Source organism: Vibrio sp. 1580 (genome assembly GCF_033340055.1).
Map to the genome: position 1 here is coordinate 1 of NZ_JAWOVT010000487.1, position 585 is coordinate 585.

At 48.4% G+C, this 585-nt stretch carries 1 protein-coding gene; it reads left to right on the forward strand.

From position 1 onward, the window contains the following. The coding region (locus R7093_RS26740; RefSeq protein WP_318147214.1) for a VCBS domain-containing protein at positions 1–585 on the forward strand (585 nt) is incomplete at both ends.

Below are 585 nucleotides of genomic sequence, written 5' to 3' on the forward strand. Positions count from 1 at the left end.
TGCAATCCAAGTTGATGAAGATGACTTGACGGGGATTGGTTCAGACCAAAATGATGCACTTTCCATCAACGGCCAATTTGCAACAACGCAAGGTTCTGATGGTGTCGTTAGTTATCAATTGGATGTTTCTGCCGACCCTGTCGCAGGGCTGACGTCTCAAGGCGTTGCGGTAACGATTACTGAAACGGCCAACCCAGACGGCAGTTTTACTTATCAAGCCACCGCAGGTGGTAACGCCGTCTTTACCTTGATTGTTAACGTAGATGGTTCTTATAACTTTACGCTAGAAGGCCCTATCGACCATGCCAATGGTAGTGACGAGCTAACGCTGAACTTCCCGATTATTGCGACCGATTTTGATGGTGACACCAGCTCCGCGGTGATCCCAGTGACCATCGTCGATGACCAACCGACCATCACAAACGTCGATGCCATTACAGTGGATGAAGACGATTTAACGAGTATTGGCTCTGCTCAAGATGGCGTTGTTTCTATTGATGGCAAGTTCACCACAACTGAAGGTTCTGACCGAGTGGTGAGCTATCAACTCGATGGTTCGATGAACCCTGTAGCAGGATTAACGTC